This is a genomic window from Ramlibacter rhizophilus (assembly GCF_004681965.1).
Taxonomy (GTDB): Bacteria; Pseudomonadota; Gammaproteobacteria; order Burkholderiales; family Burkholderiaceae_C; genus Ramlibacter; species Ramlibacter rhizophilus.
Genome location: NZ_SMLL01000007.1, coordinates 98,541 through 115,113, shown reverse-complemented (window position 1 = coordinate 115,113; position 16,573 = coordinate 98,541). Strand labels below are relative to the sequence as shown.

15 protein-coding genes are annotated in these 16,573 nt (G+C 68.9%); 4 read left to right on the top strand and 11 right to left on the bottom strand.

Translation table 11 applies throughout. The features are described 5' to 3' along the window. Positions 1–37: 37 nt before the first annotated feature. Entirely contained in the window at positions 38–1,504 is a 1,467-nt protein-coding gene (zwf, locus tag EZ242_RS17525) for a glucose-6-phosphate dehydrogenase (RefSeq protein ID WP_135286495.1), read from the top strand. A 4-nt stretch (positions 1,505–1,508) separates the two neighbouring features. Continuing rightward, a complete protein-coding gene (locus EZ242_RS17520) occupies positions 1,509–1,766 on the top strand; it encodes a MurR/RpiR family transcriptional regulator (protein ID WP_338101470.1) in 258 nt (85 codons plus the stop codon). Positions 1,767–1,791: 25 nt separating this feature from the next. Here the strand turns inward: EZ242_RS17520 and EZ242_RS17515 are convergent, their stop codons facing one another. The 9 genes from EZ242_RS17515 to EZ242_RS17475 form a co-directional block, all read right to left on the bottom strand. Further along, positions 1,792–2,868 carry an ABC transporter ATP-binding protein gene (locus tag EZ242_RS17515; protein ID WP_135286494.1) on the bottom strand — a complete coding sequence of 359 codons (1,077 nt, stop codon included), beginning with the start codon at positions 2,866–2,868 and terminating at the stop codon, positions 1,792–1,794. Then, positions 2,865–3,842, bottom strand: a complete 978-nt coding sequence (locus EZ242_RS17510) for an ABC transporter ATP-binding protein (RefSeq protein ID WP_135286493.1) — start codon at positions 3,840–3,842, stop codon at positions 2,865–2,867. The genes EZ242_RS17515 and EZ242_RS17510 overlap by 4 nt, the downstream gene beginning before the upstream one ends. 19 nt (positions 3,843–3,861) lie before the next feature. Beyond that, entirely contained in the window at positions 3,862–4,773 is a 912-nt protein-coding gene (locus EZ242_RS17505) for an ABC transporter permease (RefSeq protein ID WP_135286492.1), read from the bottom strand. 121 nt (positions 4,774–4,894) lie between these two features. Beyond that, positions 4,895–6,478: an ABC transporter substrate-binding protein gene (locus EZ242_RS17500; protein WP_135286491.1), complete on the bottom strand. Its 1,584-nt coding sequence runs from the start codon at positions 6,476–6,478 to the stop codon at positions 4,895–4,897. A gap of 50 nt (positions 6,479–6,528) precedes the next feature. Continuing rightward, entirely contained in the window at positions 6,529–7,767 is a 1,239-nt protein-coding gene (locus EZ242_RS17495) for a M20 aminoacylase family protein (RefSeq protein ID WP_135286490.1), read from the bottom strand. 136 nt (positions 7,768–7,903) lie between these two features. Beyond that, on the bottom strand, positions 7,904–8,872 hold the full coding sequence (locus EZ242_RS17490) for an ABC transporter permease (protein WP_135286489.1): 969 nt from the start codon (positions 8,870–8,872) through the stop codon (positions 7,904–7,906). A 294-nt stretch (positions 8,873–9,166) separates the two neighbouring features. Then, the gene (locus EZ242_RS17485; protein ID WP_135286488.1) at positions 9,167–10,750 is read right to left on the bottom strand and encodes an ABC transporter substrate-binding protein; all 1,584 of its coding nucleotides are present in this window, start codon (positions 10,748–10,750) and stop codon (positions 9,167–9,169) included. 85 nt (positions 10,751–10,835) lie between these two features. Further along, positions 10,836–11,606, bottom strand: coding sequence for a DUF3047 domain-containing protein (locus EZ242_RS17480; RefSeq protein WP_240787141.1), 771 nt, complete (start codon positions 11,604–11,606; stop codon positions 10,836–10,838). Positions 11,607–11,724: 118 nt separating this feature from the next. After that, complete coding sequence (locus tag EZ242_RS17475; RefSeq protein WP_135286487.1) at positions 11,725–12,762, bottom strand: porin; 1,038 nt, start codon at positions 12,760–12,762, stop codon at positions 11,725–11,727. A gap of 256 nt (positions 12,763–13,018) precedes the next feature. On the opposite strand from EZ242_RS17475, the gene coq7 reads away from it, so the two are divergent. Then, a complete protein-coding gene (coq7, locus tag EZ242_RS17470) occupies positions 13,019–13,636 on the top strand; it encodes a 2-polyprenyl-3-methyl-6-methoxy-1,4-benzoquinone monooxygenase (protein ID WP_135286486.1) in 618 nt (205 codons plus the stop codon). A gap of 210 nt (positions 13,637–13,846) precedes the next feature. Here the strand turns inward: coq7 and EZ242_RS17465 are convergent, their stop codons facing one another. Then, positions 13,847–14,296, bottom strand: a complete 450-nt coding sequence (locus tag EZ242_RS17465) for an OsmC family protein (RefSeq protein WP_135286485.1) — start codon at positions 14,294–14,296, stop codon at positions 13,847–13,849. A gap of 261 nt (positions 14,297–14,557) precedes the next feature. Between EZ242_RS17465 and ilvA the strand changes: the two genes are divergently transcribed. Further along, entirely contained in the window at positions 14,558–16,102 is a 1,545-nt protein-coding gene (gene ilvA / locus EZ242_RS17460) for a threonine ammonia-lyase, biosynthetic (RefSeq protein ID WP_135286484.1), read from the top strand. Between the two features lie 12 nt (positions 16,103–16,114). Here the strand turns inward: ilvA and EZ242_RS17455 are convergent, their stop codons facing one another. Beyond that, positions 16,115–16,546, bottom strand: coding sequence for a type II secretion system protein N (locus tag EZ242_RS17455; RefSeq protein WP_167784834.1), 432 nt, complete (start codon positions 16,544–16,546; stop codon positions 16,115–16,117). Positions 16,547–16,573 lie beyond the last annotated feature (27 nt).

Sequence of the window (16,573 nt, the reverse complement as noted above, 5' to 3'; positions counted from 1 at the left end):
GCGCTACATTGGCCTGCGACAACGAAAAAGTGAGTGCATGAGCTTCGACCTCGTCCTTTTCGGCGGCACGGGCGACCTGGCATGGCGCAAGCTCATGCCGGCCCTGTTCCAGGCCTTCCGCCACGGCAGCCTGCCTGCGCCGGGGCGCATCATCGGCATCGCGCGCGACGACCTCAGCGACGAGCAGTACCGCGCCCTGATCCGCGGCCGCTTCGACAACGTGGAGCTGGCCAAGCGCCCGAGCGCCGAGGAATTCGACCGCTTCGCCGCCCTGCTGAGCTTCCTGCGCATGGATCTGTCCAAGCCGGCCGACTACGAGCGCCTGCGCCAGAAGCTGCAGGAGCGGCAGGCCGACACGGTGGTGATGTACCTGGCCACCGCGCCCGGCCTGTTCACCACCGCCTGCGAGCAACTCGCCGCCGCGGGCCTGAACACGCCGCAGACCCGGCTGGTGCTGGAAAAGCCGCTGGGCCATGACCTGGCCTCCAACCGCGCCATCAACGAGGCGGTGCGGCGCGGCTTCGGCGAGAAGCAGATCTTTCGCATCGACCACTACCTGGGCAAGCCCTCGGTGCAGAACCTCTTTGCGCTGCGCTTCGGCAATGCGCTTTTCGAGCCGTTGTGGCGGCGCGAGAACATCGCCAACATCCAGATCACCATCGCCGAGGACCTGGGCGTGGAAAAGCGCGGCGCGTTCTACGACAGCACCGGCGCCCTGCGCGACATGGTGCAGAACCACGCGCTGCAGCTGCTGTGCGCGCTGGCCATGGAGCCGCCGATCAACGCGCACGCCGACGCCATCCGCGACGAGAAGCTCAAGGTACTGCGGTCCCTCAAGCCCTGGACGGTGCAGTCGCTTGGCCAGCATGCCATCCGCGGGCAGTACACCGCCGGACGGGTGGCGGGCGAGGCGGTGCGCGGCTACCGCGAGGAGCCGGGCGTCGCGCCCGACAGCCAGACCGAGACCTTCGTCGCGCTGCGCGCGGAAATCGCCAACTGGCGCTGGGCGGGCGTGCCCTTCTACATCCGCACCGGCAAGCGCCTGGCCGCGCGCGACGCGCACATCGTGGTGAACTTCCAGCCCGCCCCGCACGCCATCTACGACGTCCCCATGGGCGCGGCCAACAAGCTCGTCATCAACCTGCAGCCGCGCGACGGGCTGGAACTGCACCTCATGTCGCAGGGCCAGGAGAACCGGCAGGCGGCGCGCACGAGTACCTCCGTGCTCACGCCGGTGCACCTGAACCTGGACTTCACCCAGCGCTTCGGCGCCGAGCGCGTGGGCGCCTACGAGCGGCTGCTGCTGGACGTGATCGACGGCCGGCTCAACCTCTTCGTGCGCAGCGACGAACAGGAGGAAGCCTGGCGCTGGGTGGAGCCGCTGCTGGACTACTGGCGCCACGACCGCAACGGCCTGCGCCCTTACGCCGCGGGCACCTGGGGACCCAGCGCCTCCAGCGCCATGATCGCGCGCGACGGCTTCTGCTGGAGCGAGGAGTGCTGAGGCCGTGCCAGGCGCAGAGGTGCTCGACCGCATCCGCTCCATGGGCCCGCGGCTGCCCCCGGCCGAACGGCGCGTGGGCGAGCTCGCGCTGAAGGACCCCGCGGCGTTCTCGCGCTGGCCCGTGAGCGAGATCGCGAAACGCTCGGGCGTGAGCACGCCCACGGTGGTGCGCTTCTGTCGCAGCCTGGGCTATGACGGTTTGACGGACCTGAAGGAGCGGCTTGCGAGGATGACCTCGACCGAGCCGCCACACGGACGCTGATGGCCTGTCCCGGTGGGACGGGACACTAGATCCGCCCCTCCTCCACCGCATGGCAGGCCACGCGGATGCCGCGCAGATGCAGCAGCTGCGGCCGCTCCGCGCGGCAACGCTCGTTCGCATGCGGGCAGCGCGGGTTGAAGGCGCAGCCCGAAGGCGGGTTGAGCGGGTTGGGCACCTCGCCCTGCACCGGCGTGCGGGCCTTGCCGGTGTCGTGCATCTTGGGGATGGCGTCCAGCAGCATGCGCGTGTAGGGGTGCTGCGGGCGGGCGAAGAGCTCCTGCTTGTCGGCCAGTTCCACCAGGCGGCCCAGGTACATAACGCCGACCTGGTCGCTCACGTGGCGCACGACGGCGAGGTTGTGCGAGATGAAGAGGTAGGTCAGGCCCTGCTTGCGCTGCAGGTCCTTCATGATGTTGAGGACCTGCGCCTGCACCGAGACGTCCAGCGCCGAGGTGGGCTCGTCGCAGACCAGGAACTCGGGCTCGGTGGCCAGGGCGCGGGCGATGGAGATGCGCTGGCGCTGGCCGCCCGAGAACTGGTGCGGGTACTTGCTCATGTCCAGCGGCGACAGGCCCACCGACTGCAGCAGTTCGCCCACGCGCTGGCGCAGCGCGTCCTTGTCGGTGATGAGGCCGTGCTCGCGCAGCGGCTCGCCCACGATGCCCTCCACGCTCCAGCGCGGGTTGAGGCTGGCGTAGGGGTCCTGGAAGATCATCTGGATGCGCCGGCGCAGCTGGCGGCCCTGGCGGGTGCGGAAGGCGGCGTGCGCGTCCTGCCCGTCGAAGACCAGGCCGCCGCGCGTGGGCTGGTACAGGCCCACCAGCAGGCGCGCCACGGTGCTCTTGCCGCAGCCGGATTCGCCGACCAGGGCGAGCGTCTTGCCCTTCTCGATGTCGAAGCTCACGCCGTCCACGGCATGCAGCAGCTGGCGCGGGCGGCGCTCGAGCACGCGGTTGAGCCAGGGCGCCGAGACGTCGAAGGTCTTGGCCAGGTCACGGGCCTGGACCAGCGGGCCGACGGTGGCGCCGGCCTGGCTGGCGCGCGTGGGCTGCGGATCGGCCGCCGGTGCGGCGGGGACGGAGGCGAGGACGGTGGTGGTCATGCGGCGACTCCGGCATGGACATCGTGCAGCCAGCAGGCGGCGCGGGTGGCGCCGGCCGCGAGCAGCTCGGGGCGCTCCTCGGTGCAGCGCTCGAAGGCGCGCGGGCAGCGCGGGTTGTAGGCGCAGCCGCGCGGGATGGCGTTCAGGCGGGGCATGGCACCGTCGATCTGGTTGAGCCGTTCGCGGTCCACCTCGATGTCCGGGATGGCCGCCATGAGGCCGGCGGTGTAGGGGTGCGCGGGCTGGTTGATGACTTCGTGCACGGGGCCGATCTCGGCCACGCGGCCGGCGTACATGACGGCCACGCGGTCGCAGGTCTCGGCGATCACGCCCATGTCGTGGGTGATGAGCATCACCGCGGCGCCGCGGTCGCGGCAGATGCGCTTGAGCAACTGGATGATCTGCGCCTGGATGGAGACGTCTAGCGCGGTGGTGGGCTCGTCGGCCACGATGAGCTTGGGCTCGGCCGCCAGGGCCAGCGCGATCACGACGCGCTGGCGCATGCCGCCGGAGAACTGGTGCGGGTAGTGGTCCACGCGCTCGGCGGCGGCTGGAATGCCGGTGTCCTCCAGCAACGCGATGGCGCGCCGGCGCGCCTCGGCCGCGTCCACCGGCAGGTGTGCGCGGATGGTTTCGGTCAGCTGGCGCCCCACGGTGTACAGCGGGTTCAGCGAGGTCAGCGGGTCCTGGAAGATGGCGCCGATCTTGCGGCCGCGCACATGGCGCATCTGGTCGGCCGGGAGGTTGTCGATGCGCCGGCCTTCCAGCAGCACCTGCCCGGAGGCGATGCGGCCGGGCGGCTCCAGCAGGCCGATGATGGCCGCGCCCGTGAGGGACTTGCCGGCGCCGGACTCGCCGACCACGCCCAGCACCTCGCCGGGCGCGATATCGAAGGAGATGTCGTCGAGCGCGCGCAGGGTGCCGCGGCGGCCGGGGAATTCGACGACCAGGTTCTTGACTTGTAGCAGGCTCATGGGACGGTGCCTCGGCTTCTCAGCGCAGGCGGGGGTTCAGCGCGTCGCGCAGCCAGTCGCCCAGCAGGTTCACGGACAGCGCGATCAGGATCAGCATCAGCCCGGGGAAGATGGTGATCCACCACTCGCCCGAGAAGAGATAGTCGTTGCCCACGCGGATCAGCGTGCCCAGCGAGGGCTGCGTGGGCGGCACGCCCACGCCCAGGAAGGACAGCGTGGCCTCGGTGATGATGGCCGTGGCCACGTGGATGGTGGCCAGCACCAGCACCGGCCCGAGCACATTGGGCAGCACGTGGCGCACCATGATGCGAAGCGGCGCCACGCCGGTCACGCGCGCCGCCTGCACGTATTCCTTGCCGCGCTCCACCAGCGTGGAGCCGCGCACCGTGCGGGCGTACTGCACCCAGCCCGTGAGCGTGATGGACAGGATCAGCACGCCGAAGGCGACCGACTCCTGCGCGTTGGGGAACATGGCCCGCCCCACGCCCGCGATCAGCAGCGCCACCAGGATGGCCGGAAAGGACAGCATCACGTCGCACAGGCGCATGAGGAAGCCGTCCACCCAGCCGCCCCGGAAGCCCGCGAGCAGCCCCAGCGACACGCCGATCACCATGGACAGCACCACCGACACCACGCCCACGGCCAGCGAGATGCGGGCGCCGTAGATCAGCGCCGAGAGGATGTCGCGCCCCTGGTCGTCGGTGCCGAGCAGGTAGCGCAGCTTGCCTTCCGCCTCCCAGGCCGGGGGCAGCCGCGCGTCGCTCAGCTCCAGGGTGGTGAGGTCGAAGGGGTTGTGCGGCGCGATCCACTGCGCGAACAGCGCACTGACCACGCAGACCAGCGCCACCAGCGCCGCCACCAAGGCCGTCGGCGAGCTGCGGAAGCTGTAGGCCACATCGCTGTCATACCAGCGCGCAAGAGTCTGTCTCATCAAAAAATCACTCGTCACGAGAGAAGGGGCACATACCAGCGGCCACCGCGGAACCGGCTTTGCCGGGCCGCTGGTGGCGCCCCCCCTGGGGGGGAGGCGCCGAAGGCGCTTCGGGGGGGGGTTACTTCTTTACGGTGATCCACTTGAAGGGCATGTAGTTGTCCGCCAGCTGGACCAGGTCCACCTTGCGGTTCACGCCCCAGGCCAGCGCCTGCTGGTGCAGCGGCAGATGGCCGATGTCGTCCTGGTGCAGCTTGAAGGCTTCCTTGATCATGGCGTCACGCTTGGCCTTGTCGGTTTCGGCCTGGATCTTCAGGATCAGCTCGTCCACCTTGGGGTTGCAGTAGCTGCCCAGGTTGAACTGTCCCGCGCCCTTGTCGTCCACGCAGCGCATGAGGGCGTTGAGTGCGTTGTGGGCGTCGTAGGTGCTGGGTGTCCAGCCGAGCATGTAGAAGCTGGTGTCGCGGCGCAGCACCTTGGGGAAGTAGGTGCCCTTGGTCTCGGCGGCCAGGTTCACCTTCACGCCGATGCGCGACAGGTTGGCGGCGACGGTCTCGCAGATCTGGCCGTCGTTGACGTAGCGGTCGTTCGGGCAGTTGAGCGTGACCTCGAAGCCGTTGGGGTAGCCGGCCTCGGCCAGCAGCTTCTTCGCCGCCTCGGGGTCGTAGGGCAGGCGCTTGTTCAACTCGGGCGCGAAGCCGTTGATGCCGGGTCCGACCATCAGCGCCGTGGGGTTGGAGGCGCCGCGCATCACGCTGCGCTTGATGCCCTCGATGTCGATGGCCTGGTAGAAGGCCTGGCGCACGCGCTTGTCCTTGAAGGGGTTCTTGCCCTTCACGCTGGAAAAGAGCAGCTCGTCGCGCTTCTGGTCCATGCCCAGGAAGATGGTGCGCAGCTCCGGGCCGGTGACGGCGCGGGTGCTCGGGTGCGCGTTGATGCGCGCGATGTCCTGCACCGGAATGGGCTCCATCACGTGCACCTCGCCCGAGAGCAGCGCGGCCACGCGCGTGCTGTCGTTGGTGATGGGCGTGAAGATCACCTCGGTCGCGTTGCCTTCGATCTGGCCCCAGTAGTTGCCGTTGCGCGAGAAGGTGGTGCGCACATTGGGCTGGCGCTCGCGCAGGCGGAAGGGTCCGGTGCCGTTGGCGCGGAAGGAGGCCGCGTTCTCCACGCCCTTGCGCCGGTCCACCGGGCGCGTGGCCTGGTTGGTCTCGCTCCACTTCTTGCTCATGATCGCCACCTGCGAGAGCACGTCCGGCAGGATGGGGAAGGGCGTCTTGGTCTCGACTTCCACCGTGTGGTCGTCGATCTTGCGCACCTCCTGGACGTCGTTCATGTAGCTGCGCATGTCCGAGCCTTCGCCGGCGGCGCGCGCGAAGGAGAAGACCACGTCGTCGGCGGTGAAGGGCGTGCCGTCGTGGAACTGCACGTTCTTGCGCAGGTCGAAGCGCCACACGGTCGGCGAGGTCTGCTTCCAGGCGGTGGCCAGCGCCGGGGCGAGCGACAGGTCCTTGTTGCGCCCGACCAGCGGCTCGTAGACGTTCTGCGTGATGCTCAGTTGCAGCGACTCGTTGAGCGAGTGCGGGTCCATGGAGAGTGCATCTCCCTGGTTGGCGATGCGCACCGTCTCGGCGCCGACCGAAAGGCAGGCCGCCGCGGCGAGGGAAGCCAGCGTGAATTTCAGTGCATGGACCCGGATTGTCATGAGAGCTCCTTGGGGACGAGGGGATGCGGTGGCACGCGCGCGCGTGGAAATCAGTGCGGGACCGCCGGCAGGGCGACGGCCAGCGGCAGGGACTGCTCCACCAGGCTCGCGTGGAGGGCCGAGCCGAGCGGCAGGATGTCGTCGTTGAAGTCGTAGCGGTTGTTGTGCAGCATGCAGCTGCCCTCACCGCCCTGGCCGATGCGCAGGTAGGCGCCGGGCTTGACCTGCAGCATGAAGGAGAAGTCCTCGGAGCCCAGGCTGGGCTCCAGGTCGCGCACCACGTTGTCGGCGCCCACCAGGCCCTGCGCCACGTCGCAGGCGAAGTGGGCCTGCGCGCTGCTGTTCACGGTGGCCGGGTAGATGCGTTCGTAGTTGACCGTGGCGGTGGCGCCGAAGCCCAGGGCCACTGCGCTGCACAGCTCCGAGAGGCGCCGCTCCAGCAGGTCCTGCACCTCGGGTCGGAAGCTGCGCACGGTGCCCACCAGCGTGGCCTTGGCCGGGATGACGCTCATGGCGTGCAGGTCGCCGGCCTGCATGGCGCACAGGCTCACCACGGCGCCGTCCGTGGGCCGCACGTTGCGCGAGACGATGCTCTGGGCGGCGGTGATGATATGCGCGGCCACCAGCACCGGATCGACCGCGAGGTAGGCATGCGCGCCGTGGCCGCCCTTGCCGGTGATCTCGATGGTGACGCGGTCGGCCGCGGCCATCATGGGGCCGGGGTTGGTGCCGATCATGCCGGGCTTGAGTGCCGGCCAGTTGTGCATGGCATAGACCGCCTCCACGGGGAAGCGCTCGAAGAGGCCGTCCTGCACCATGGCCCGGGCGCCGGCGAAGCCCTCCTCGCCCGGCTGGAAGATCAGCACCGCCGTGCCGTCGAAGTTGCGCGTCTCGGCCAGGTAGCGCGCCGCGCCCACCAGCATGGCGGTGTGGCCGTCGTGGCCGCAGCCGTGCATCATGCCGGGCCGCGCCGAGCGCCAGGGAAACTCGTTGGCCTCGCTCATGGTGAGCGCGTCCATGTCGGCGCGCAGGCCGATCATGCGCGTGCCCCGCCCGCGTCCGCGCACCACGCCGACCACGCCCGTCTTGCCGATGCCGGTGTGCACCTCGTCCACGCCCACCAGGCGCAGCGCCTCCGCGACGCGGCCGGAGGTATAGACCTCCTCGAAGCCCAGTTCGGGGTGCGCGTGCAGGTCGCGCCGGAAGGCCGTGAGGTCCGGGTGGTACTGCGCGATGTGCGCGAACACCCGTCCGTTGGCCCGCAGGCGGGGCGTGGTGACGGGCATCATGGGCGCACCTCGAAAAAGGTCGGCAAGGCCACCGCAGAGCAAACGTAGGCCAGCGGCCACCGCGGAACCGGCTTCGCCGGGCCGCGGGTGGCGCCCCCTGAGGGGTGCATGCCGAAGGCGCTTCGGGAGGGAGTCATCAGTGTGCGACGCGCAGCCGGGGATCGACCGCGAAATACAGCAGGTCCACCACCAGGTTGATGACAACGAAGATCAGCGCGATCAGGCACAGGTAGGCCGCCATGACCGGGATGTCCGCGAAGGTGACCGCCTGGATGAACAGCAGCCCCATCCCGGGCCACTGGAACACGGTCTCGGTGATGATGGCGAAGGCGATCAGGCCGCCGAGTTGCAGGCCCGTGATGGTCATCACCGGCACCATGGTGTTCTTCAGCGCGTGGCCGAAGTGGATGGCCCGGTCCGAGAGGCCGCGCGCGCGGGCGAACTTGATGTAGTCGGTGCGCAGCACCTCCAGCATCTCGGCGCGCACCAGCCGCATGATGAGCGTGAGCTGGAAGATGGCCAGGGTCACCGCCGGCAGCACGATGTGGTGCCAGCCCTTGGCCGTGAGCAGGCCGGTGCTCCACCAGCCCAGCTGCACCGTCTCGCCGCGGCCGAAGCTGGGGAACCAGCCCAGGGTGACGGCGAAGACCAGGATCAGCATGATGCCGATGAGGAAGGTCGGCAGCGATACGCCCAGCAGGGAAATCGTCATGAACACCTGGCTCATGAAGCTGCCGCGCCGCAGCGCCGCGAACACGCCCATGGGCACGCCGATCAGCAGCGCCAGGCCGGCGGCCACCAGGGCCAGCTCCAGCGTGGCCGGGAAGCGCTCCGCGATCAGGCGCGAGACCGCGGCGCCCTGGCGCAGGCTGAGCCCGAATTCGCCCTGGGCGGCATTCATGAGGAAGTGCCAGAACTGCACGATGAAGGGCCGGTCCAGGCCCAGGTCGGTGCGCAGTTCGCGGATCTGTTCAGGGGTGGCGTCCTGGCCCAGCAGGAAGACGATGGGGTCGCCGACGTACTGGAACAGCAGGAAGGCGATGAAGGCCACCGAGACCATGACGACGATGGCCTGGGCAAGGCGGCGCAGGATGAAGGCGAACATGCGAGGAAAAGGTGCGTGGACCGCCAGGGGGCGCGGTCATGCTAGCAGGGCGGGCTGCAGGCCGGACTCGGGGTTTTCTTTAAGCTTGAATTATTGCAGCAACAGGGTAAGAGCTGTCCATGGAGCCGGTGCGCGGAAAAAAGCGGCGCGGCCGGCGGGCGAGGCCCCCATCCCTGCCTTACCCCAGAGGGGGAAGGAGAGGACTTCCCCCTCCCCCTCTGGGGGAGGGCTGGGGTGGGGGGCCACCCGAGAGGCCGCGTGGCCGGCGCTCGGTGAGCCACCGGCCAGCCCGCATCAGTTCACCTTGACCAGGCGCCAGTCGATGCGGTTGTCGGCGCGGTGCACGACTTCCACGTTCTTCTTCATGGCCCAGGGGATGATCTGGTTGTGCAGCGGAATGTGCGAGACCGTGTCGTTGCTCAGCTGCAGGCCTTCGGTGAGCAGGCGGTTGCGCACCGGCAGGTCGGTCTCGACCTTCACGCGGTCCACGATGTAGTCCATGCGCTGGTTGCTGTACTTGCCCACGTTGTAGTTGCCGTCACCGCCGGTGCCGGGCGAGCGCGTGAGCGACTGCAGGCTGTAGAGGGCGTCGAAGGTGGGGACACCCCAGCCCAGCATGTAGATGCTGGCCTCGTGGCGCTGGATCATGGGGAAGTAGGTCACCAGCGGCATGGTGCGCAGCTTGGCCTTGACGCCGATGCGCGACCACATGGCGGTGACGGCCTGGCAGATCTCTTCGTCGTTGATGTAGCGGTTGTTCGGGCAGGCGAAGTCCACCTCGAAGCCCTGCGGATAACCCGCGTCCGCCAGCAGCTTCTTGGCGCCTTCCTGGTCGAAGGGCATGCGCTTGTGCACGCCCTCGGTCCAGCCGGCCACCTGGGGCGCCACGATGGTGCCGGTGGGCTGGCTCAGGCCGCGCATGGTGACGCGGTGCAGGGCGTCGCTGTCGATGGCCTGGTAGAGCGCCTGGCGCACGCGCTGGTCCTTCAGCGGGTTCTTGCCCTTGACGTTGGAGCCGGGCAGCTCGTCGCGCCACTGGTCCAGGCCGAAGAAGATGGTGCGGTTCTCGACGCCGTCGATCACCTTCAGGTTGCCGCTGTTGCGAAGGCGCGGCAGGTCCTGGGGGCTGGGATCCAGCAGCATGTCGATCTCGCCGGACAGCAGCGCGGCGACACGGGTGGCCTCGGACTTGATCGGCGTGTAGACGATCTCGGTCACGTTGGTCTCGGCCGTGCCCCACCAGTTGGGGTTCTTGGCCAGCACCATGCGCTGGTCGGGCACCCACTGCTTGAGCATGTAGGGGCCGGTGCCCATGGCATTGCGGTTGGCGAAGGTTTCCTGGTTGACGTTGCGGATGTCCTTGGGCTCGACCGAGTTGTTCTTCTCGGCCCAGGCCTTGCTCATGATCCGCAGTTCGGTGAGCTGGTTCAGCAGCACCGGGTTCGGGCCCTTGGTGAAGATGTCCACCGTGTTGTCGTTGACCTTCACGATGCGGTCGAAGCCGACCACATAGGGCGAGAAGTTGGAGGTCTTGGCCATCGCGCGCTGCAGCGAGAAGACCACGTCGTCGGCCGTCATGGCGCTGCCGTCGTGGAACTTGACGCCCTGGCGCAGGTTCACGCGCAGCTGGTTCGGCTGCACCAGGGTCCAGGACGTGGCCAGCATGGGCTCGACCTTGAAGGTGCGGCTGTTGTAGTAGACCAGCGACTCGTACACCGCGGCGTGGATGCCGTTCTGCAGCGCGTTGTTCTGGGAGTGGATGTCCCAGGTGGAGATTTCGGCCGCACTGGCCCACTTGAACGTCTTGGCCTGCACGGCCGGGGCGATCATCAAAGCGGCCGACGCGGCGGCGGCCAGCAGGGCGATCTGGTACTTCATCGAAAGCTACCTGTAAGTGAAGAGGAGCGGACTATGCAACAGGCGTGCCCGCTGCCTCACCGGGAGTTTCCCCATGGCGGTGCATTCATGGATTCCGCGCAACAGCGGGGGGCAGCAAGGTCAGCGGGCCGTACCAGGCCTGCGCCGTGGAGCGGGTGTTGTCGGCATCGGTCATCAGGCCGATGCCCCCCAGCCGTCCGGGGGGCTCGCCGAAGGCACGCTCGTAGTCAGCCCGGACGTCGCGCTCGTAGTCCAACCAGCGGTTCAAGCGCGCCGAACCCGACTCGACCGCGATCTTGCGGATGCGCCCGGTGCGCACATGGCCGATCACCTCGCCCTGAGCGCAATCCTTGCACCACACGTACATCAGCGTGGCGTAGGGCATGGGCTCGCCCGTGAGCGTCTGCGACAGCTCGGACAGCATGGCGTCGCGCGCGGACAAGCGGCTGCGGTCGCCCTCGAACGCCAGGACGATCCGCACGGGCGAGTCGTCGGCTTCGCGCGTGCCCAGGACCGCGGCGTCGATGAGCGCCGGCACGTACCAGGAAAACCGCAGCGCGCCGAGCGACTCGGGCGGCAGGTCCAGGCGCTGGCGCAGCATGCTGGCCGAGCCGTCCGCCTGCGCGGCGAGCGCGCTTCGGCCGGCCTTGTGCGCGCTTCGGTAGGCGCTGGCCTTCTTGCCGGGAAAGGTGTGGTGATGCCACCGCGCGGAAGGTGATGGGGCCGGGGCCGGCATCAGGCGGGTGTGCCCAGCCCAGGCACTCTGGCCGATGTCCTCGGAGGGCGGGGTGCTCGCGCACCCGGCCAGCAGGCCCGAGACGATGCCGGCGACGGCCAGCGCACTCAAACGGTTCACGACGACGTCCTGCAAGCGCAGCTCTGTGGCTGCTCGTTCCAAGCTCCCATAAAAAAAGCCGCCCGAAGGCGGCTTTCAAGTTTCTTCATCCAAAAGCCGGCCGGAGCCGGCCCGGGGATTAGAAGGAGTGGCGAACGCCCAGGTCGAAACCAGTGGAGCTGGTGTTCGCGCCGGTCGCAGCACCGCCCAGAGCCAGGGCAGCGCCGCCGTCGTTGCGGACGCGAGCGATCGTGGTGTACACGGCCGTGCGCTTGGACAGGTTGTGCACATAGCCCAGGGCCAGCTTGCGGCTGCGGGGGTTGGCAGCGGTGTCCACTTCGGTCTGCGAGTAGGCAGCGCGGATTTCGCCGGCGCCGACGCCAGCGGTGGCGCCGATCAGCCAGCCGGTACGGTCGGCAGCAGCCACGCCTTCGTCTTGCTGGTACTGGGCGAACAGCTTGGCCATGCCGAAGTTCCAGCTACCGGCGATGTTCCAGACGGTCACGTCAGCGGCGGCGTACTCGGTGTTGCCGTAGGCGGCAGCGACGTCGAAGGGACCTGCGGCGTAGCCCAGGCGGATGCCGTAGCCGGTGCCGTCGTCTTCGGTGGCAGCGCCTTCCAGGTTCTCACCCATGTAGTACTGTGCCTGGCCGTAGAAGCCGCCGATGTTGCGGGGCAGGAAGTAGCCGATGCTGTTGGAAGCGCGCACGCCGGTCACGCCAGCGCTGGGGATGATGTTGGTGCCGACGCCGTTCGTGCCGAAGGGATCGAACACGGTCAGGTTCCAGAACTGGGGCGTGTAGTCACGGCCCAGGCGCACTTCACCGAAACCACCGGCCAGGCTCAGGGTGGCACGACGGTTGAACAGCAGGCCGGTGTTCGTGGTGGCGCCGGAAGCCTGGTTGTTGGTGTTGGTGGCCTGGCCGATGCCGGAGTCGGCTTCGATACCGGCTTCCAGCCAGAAGGAGGCCTGCAGGCCGCCGCCGAGGTCTTCAACGCCGCGGAAACCCAGGCGGCTGGAGTTGTAGCCGTTGGGGACCAGGCGCAGACGGTCGCTGGTGGAGCCCGAGCCGTACTGGACAGCCAGGTCAACGATACCGAACAGGGTCACGGACGACTGGGCCGAAGCGGCACCGGCGGCGGCCATGACGGCCAGCGCGACGAGAGTCTTTTTCATGCAAGTTTCTCCAAGGTTAAACAAGGGCGCCGGTCTCGCGGAACTTCTGGCATTGGTGCTTCATGCCGGACCCCGGGCCAACCTCCGTTTCGGAAGCTGGGGGTATTGCACCAGAGACCTCCCGGCCGAAGCAAAGTATTTAGCCCTTTGCAGCGGGTTCCGTTGCCCCCCGGCAACATCCGCGCGGACAGAAGCTCTTCCGTTTCCCCTGCCCGCCCGGCGGGCCGGCCATCCGGCGGCCCGTACACTGCGCCGGATGGACAGCCTCATCGCCGCCGCCGACAGCGCCCTGCGGACCTTGTTCGCCCGCCCGCCCGCCACCCGCCCGAACCCTGCCGCCCAACTCGAGGACGCCGCGCTCACGCCGACCGAGCAGCGCGAGTCGGCGGCCCTGATGCGGGTGAACCACGTGGGCGAGGTCTGCGCCCAGGCGCTCTACACCGCACAGGCCCTCGCCACGCGCGACGCCGCCCTGCGGCGCCACTTCGAATCGGCCGCCCGCGAGGAGACCGACCACCTGGCCTGGACCCGTGCCCGCCTGAACGACCTGGGGAGCCGCCCGTCGCTGCTCAATCCGCTCTGGTACGCCGGCGCCTTCGGGCTCGGGCTGGTGGCCGGACGCTTCGGCGACCGCCTGAGCCTGGGCTTCGTGGTGGAGACCGAGCGGCAGGTGGAAGCCCACCTGGATTCGCACCTCACCCGCCTGCCGGCGGGCGACCTCGCCTCGCGCGCCATCGTCACGCAGATGAAGGCCGACGAAGCCAGCCACGCGGCAAGCGCACTCGCGGCCGGCGGGGCGCCGCTGCCCACGCCGGTTCGCGGTTTGATGCGCTTGGCCGCGCGCGTGATGACCACGACGGCGCACTACGTCTGAAGCACCGTGGCGAAGGCCTCGGTGAAAGGCAGTCGCGATCGCTCACATCCGTTCGCCGCGACAGAAGCCGCGCTGAAAACATGCCCGATCAAACACATCCGTTCGCCCTGAGCGTGTCGAAGGGCTCGCGTCGTGGCTCTCGCGCGATGGGCTTCGACAGGCTCAGCCCGAACGGTTGGGGCGCCCGCTGCGGCCGTCCCTTCTGGACACTTACGCCTCCAGCACCTCGAAGCTGGTGGTGATGTCGGCCGTCTTGGCCAGCATGGCGGTGGCCGAGCAGTATTTCTCGTGGCTCAGGGCCACAGCCCGCTCCACCGCGGCCGGGGGAATCGCCTTGCCGGTGACGGTGAAATGCATGTGGATGGACAGGAAGACCTTGGGGTCGGTGTCCGCGCGCTTGCCCTCCAGCCGGACCGAGCAGCCGCGAACGGCGTGCCGGCCTCGCTTGAGGATCAGGACCACGTCGTAGGCGGCGCACCCCCCCGTGCCCGCGAGCAGGGTCTCCATGGGCCGCGGCGCCAGGTTGCGTCCGCCGTTCTCGGGCTTGGCCTCGTCGGGCGCGCCGTCCATCGCCAGCACATGGCCACTGCCGGTCTCGGCCACGAAACCCATGCCGGACCGGGTCCCGGCCGCGCCGGTCCAGCTCACGGTGCATTCCATCGATCGTTACTCCTCAAGCGCCCGAAGGCGAAACTGTTGCGTAGCGCACACTTGCTTGCTGCGTTGCAGCAGCCAGAACGCTTATACTCGCGTCCAAGCATCACGACAGGGTCCGGGCCCGGGCCCACCCCCTCGGATGCACCGATTGTCTCCTCCACCTCTCTTGGTGGATTCAGCCTCCGGATCGCAAGGTCCGGGGGCTTTTTTTCGCCCGGCCCCGCGCGGCGCGCCGGATGAGCGGCCGCATATCATCCGCGGGCCATGAAAAAGCATCTCCAGCCCGCCGACTACCTCAAGAAAATCCTCACGGCGCGGGTCTATGACGTGGCCGTCGAATCGGCCCTGGAGCCGGCGAAGGCCCTGAGCCGTCGCCTGCACAACAAGATCCTCCTCAAGCGCGAGGACCAGCAGCCGGTCTTCAGCTTCAAGCTGCGCGGTGCCTACAACAAGATGGCGCAACTCTCGCCCGAGCAACTGCGCCAGGGCGTGATCTGCGCCTCGGCCGGCAACCATGCGCAGGGCGTGGCCCTGTCGGCGCACCGCCTGGGCACGCGGGCCGTCATCGTGATGCCGGTGACCACGCCGCAGGTGAAGGTCGATGCGGTCAAGGCACTGGGCGGCGAGGTCGTGCTGCACGGCGACAGCTACTCCGACGCGCACGGCCACGCCATGGAGCTGGAGCGGGCGCAGGGCCTGACCTTCGTCCATCCTTTCGACGACCCCGACGTGATCGCCGGCCAGGGCACCATCGGCATGGAGCTGCTGCGCCAGCACCAGGGGCCGCTGGACGCGGTGTTCGTGGCCATCGGCGGCGGCGGGCTGGTGGCCGGGGTGGGCAGCTACATCAAGGCCCTGCGACCCGAGATCAAGGTGATCGGGGTCCAGATGGACGACTCGGACGCCATGATGCAGTCCGTGGCCGCGCACAAGCGCGTCACCCTGCCGGACGTCGGCCTGTTCTCGGACGGCACGGCGGTGAAGCTGGTGGGCTCGGAGACCTTCCGCCTGGCCTCGCAGCTGGTGGACGAGTTCATCAGCGTGGACACCGACGCCGTCTGCGCCGCGATCAAGGACGTCTTCATCGACACCCGCAGCATCGTGGAGCCGGCCGGGGCCATGGCCGTCGCGGCCATCAAGCAGTACGTGGCGCGGCACAAGACGCGCGGCGAGACCTATGCCGCCATCCTGTGCGGCGCGAACATGAACTTCGACCGCCTGCGCTTCGTGGCCGAACGCGCCGAGGTCGGCGAGGAGCGCGAGGCCCTGCTGGCCGTCACCATCCCCGAGGAGCGGGGCAGCTTCCGGCGCTTCTGCGAGACCATCGGCACGCTGCCCGGGGGCCTGCGCAACGTCACCGAGTTCAACTACCGCATCAGCGACGCGTCGGTGGCCCACGTCTTCGTGGGCCTGACCACCCATGGCAAGGGCGAGTCGGCCCGCATCGCCGCCAATTTCACGCGCCAGGGCTTCGAGGCCCTGGACCTCACGCACGACGAACTGGCCAAGGAACACATCCGCCACATGGTGGGCGGGCATTCGACCCTGGCCCAGGACGAACGCCTGCTGCGCTTCATCTTTCCCGAACGACCCGGCGCGCTGCTGAAATTCCTCTCGCACATGCGCCCGGGCTGGAACATCACCCTGTTCCACTACCGCAACCAGGGCGCGGACTACGGACGCATCCTGGTCGGCCTGCAGGTGCCGCGGTCGGAGGAGCGCGAGTTCAAGGCCTTCCTGGGCACGCTCGGCTACCCCTACGTGGACGAGACCGAGAACCCGGTGTATCGGCTTTTCCTGCGCACCTGAGCGCGCGGCCCGCTACTTCTGCGTCGAGGGAAGTTCCAGCACCACGAGGTGCGGACCGCCGAGCTCCTGGCCGATCATGACCTGGCGGCCGTCCACCGCCTGCACGACCAGGCTTTCGTCGATGCGGCTGCCCACCAGGAAGGGCCGAGGCGGACGACCGTCCACCGCGATGAGCGCCGCGCCGCGCCCGGCGCGGTCAGCCACGACGCCCGTGAGCACGAAGCGGCTGGCGAGGTTGGACGGTGCGGGCGCACCCGGTGCCGCCGCCTGCGGGGCCGCGGAGGCCCCGAGCAGGCTGGCGATGGCAGCGGGGCTGGCCGGCGGTGGCGTGCGCACGACCGGCGGCGCGGTGGGCGCACCGGCAGGTGTTCCGACGACGCGCAGCACCCAATAGGCGGCACAGAACAACGCCAGTGTCCACAACAGGAAAGTGGTGGCGCGCACGGCCCAACGGGGCTCGAGGCTGCCGGG

Coding starts and splice junctions, on each gene's coding strand:
- EZ242_RS17465 (WP_135286485.1), bottom strand. CDS start 14,296: ATGGAATGCACCGTGAGCTGGACCGGCGCGGCCGGGACCCGGTCCGGC.
- EZ242_RS17485 (WP_135286488.1), bottom strand. CDS start 10,750: ATGAAGTACCAGATCGCCCTGCTGGCCGCCGCCGCGTCGGCCGCTTTG.
- coq7 (WP_135286486.1), top strand. CDS start 13,019: ATGGACAGCCTCATCGCCGCCGCCGACAGCGCCCTGCGGACCTTGTTC.
- EZ242_RS17475 (WP_135286487.1), bottom strand. CDS start 12,762: ATGAAAAAGACTCTCGTCGCGCTGGCCGTCATGGCCGCCGCCGGTGCC.
- EZ242_RS17495 (WP_135286490.1), bottom strand. CDS start 7,767: ATGATGCCCGTCACCACGCCCCGCCTGCGGGCCAACGGACGGGTGTTC.
- EZ242_RS17510 (WP_135286493.1), bottom strand. CDS start 3,842: ATGAGCCTGCTACAAGTCAAGAACCTGGTCGTCGAATTCCCCGGCCGC.
- zwf (WP_135286495.1), top strand. CDS start 38: ATGAGCTTCGACCTCGTCCTTTTCGGCGGCACGGGCGACCTGGCATGG.
- EZ242_RS17515 (WP_135286494.1), bottom strand. CDS start 2,868: ATGACCACCACCGTCCTCGCCTCCGTCCCCGCCGCACCGGCGGCCGAT.
- ilvA (WP_135286484.1), top strand. CDS start 14,558: ATGAAAAAGCATCTCCAGCCCGCCGACTACCTCAAGAAAATCCTCACG.
- EZ242_RS17505 (WP_135286492.1), bottom strand. CDS start 4,773: ATGAGACAGACTCTTGCGCGCTGGTATGACAGCGATGTGGCCTACAGC.
- EZ242_RS17500 (WP_135286491.1), bottom strand. CDS start 6,478: ATGACAATCCGGGTCCATGCACTGAAATTCACGCTGGCTTCCCTCGCC.
- EZ242_RS17490 (WP_135286489.1), bottom strand. CDS start 8,872: ATGTTCGCCTTCATCCTGCGCCGCCTTGCCCAGGCCATCGTCGTCATG.